The 2,160-nt window shown below is 48.1% G+C and carries 1 protein-coding gene; it reads left to right on the forward strand.

Annotated elements, in window-relative coordinates:
- Positions 1-91 precede the first annotated feature (91 nt).
- Positions 92-2,035, forward strand: a complete 1,944-nt coding sequence (locus NZ772_17825) for a glycosyltransferase family 39 protein (GenBank protein MCS6815413.1) — start codon at positions 92-94, stop codon at positions 2,033-2,035.
- The last annotated feature ends 125 nt before the right edge of the window (positions 2,036-2,160 follow it).

A 2,160-nucleotide genomic window follows, 5' to 3' on the forward strand; every position in this document is an offset into this window, starting at 1 on the left:
GGCCTCATCGCCGATATGCTCATGCGCACCTACTACGAAGCGCAGGGGAAGCCAACTTATCACGTAAGAGAAGTACTAGAGAATTGAAGCCATGTCCAAAACAGCCGAAAAACGTCTCGTTCAGTTTGGTGTCTATATCGTGCTGTTGGGATGCTTTTTCACATATTTTCAAGAGTTCAAAGATAGGCCCTACCGACAGGACGAAGCGCTCGTAGCCAATTGGGCAGAGCAAGGCAACGTAATCAGTGCTTCCGAATCCATCATGCACACGTCGGCCCAACCAGGTTGGTTCATAGCCTTTGATCTGTGGATTGATATTTTAGGCAGCCAAGAGATAGTAAGTCGAGCGTTTGCTCACCTTATCATGCTTACAACACTCGCCGTTACTTATCAGATAGGAAAAAATTTTGGCAGGCCTCAAATCGGTTTTTACAGCATGCTTCTACTGGGTACGTGGCCCATATTTGCCTTCTATGGTAATGAGCTTAGACACTATGCTGCACTCTACTTAGGTTGCACTACACTTTTCCTAGCAACGCTTCGATGGCTTGATAGACCGTTGCCGCGCCACATTATTCTAGTCATTCTAGGCGGAGGACTGGCAATGCTATCGCATCTGTATGGCTACTATGTAGTCATCGGAATAGGAGCAGCAGCTTTGCTGCTTGGTCAACACCGTAATCGTCATTTTTGGATTGGACTACTAACGATCGTTGCAGGCCTGGCGATGGTTGCCTGCATCTGGTTAGTTCCCAATCTGTACGTTTTTCTCTTTTTGTCAGGCAGCCCAGCCCTTCAAGGCATACAAAACGATGTCAGAGATATTGCAAGCTGGCAGGAAATTTTGAATAACCTAGCCTTGAATCCACCATCAGCTACGTTACTGCTGCTCATCCCTGGGCTATTCATAGGATTAGAACAAATAATCTCAAAAAAAGATCGTAGTCGAAGGCAGATTGTGTATTTGTTCGTAAGTATATCGGTCATAGCTACTCTAATTTATCTTGTAAACTTGTTTGTCGTAGAACAGTTCCACTCGCGCTACGTAACAGTAGTTCTGATCTGGTTAGCTCCTGTAGGTGCAATAGCGCTAGGCCATCTCAAACGTCTTTTTAGACTTACACTTCTGGTTATTCTGCTCATAGGTTTCTTCAACGACAGCCGCGTATTTAACGGTACAGGTCCCTATTTAGAAATGGTTGATTTCATCTCAGCCTACGAATCACCCGATGCTCTCTATATCTCCGACGCCATAACAGGTTGGGAGCATTGGACTTCGAATTACTACATACAAAATCGGCTGACCCAACAGGTGAGCAGCGACCAGATTTTGTTCTTAACCGCAGAAGGTCCTACACAAAGATCAGAAATGAGAGCTTTGCAGCCCCCCCCCTCACATCTTTACTTTACAACAGCCAGTGACCAATCTTTTCACGAGCCAATACTACAGTTTACCGCACAAGAAAAGCAAGTATGGCGTATCGTTGGCTCTTATGGGCCAGCTGAAACTAGCTGGCTAGACATCTTCAAGCGATATTATATCTTGCACAGACAGCGCCATTGGGATGCTCATGAAGGAATAAACGCACTGACTGTAGAAGAGTACCGCCGCATACCCGATGACATGTATCCCATCGCACAAGCCAACGAGCTGATCCTTATGCATTGGCAGCTCAAACTGGAAGGTGAGGCCAAGCCTTGCAAAACTGTGAACCTGGATAGCTGGTGGCAAGCAGACGCAGTACCTGCAGCAAACTACAGCCTTTCATTGGCTTTGGTTGGCCAAGATGGGCAAGGAGTGTCGCAACATGGAGGAGGAATATCCCCCACGCTTTCTGGGCAATGGATAATCGATTCGCCATACTTGGATGAGCGCAACTTGCTCATCCCATGCGATTTAGCTCCGGGCACATATCCGATAGTGTTTGCTCTTTACGACAGTGAGACGCTGGCAAACGTCATTTTTACCACGCCTGAGGGTGTACCTATCGGGCGCAATTTGTTCCTCACTCAGATAACAGTTGGCACTCCCTAAAGCCTGCTCAGCAGCGCCTGAGCGCGGTTGACATACGAGAAGGACTCGGCTTTGGCCAGAGCTTTGGCGGGGTCGGGCGGGTGAGCCAACGCGGCACGCACAGCTTGGGCCAGCGCCGCGCCGTC

Source organism: Cyanobacteriota bacterium (assembly GCA_025054735.1).
Lineage (GTDB): Bacteria > Cyanobacteriota > Cyanobacteriia > SKYG9 > SKYG9 > SKYG9.

Bases quoted from the DNA above. Each gene is read 5' to 3' on its own strand.
- NZ772_17825 (MCS6815413.1), top strand. From the start codon at position 92: ATGTCCAAAACAGCCGAAAAACGTCTCGTTCAGTTTGGTGTCTATATC.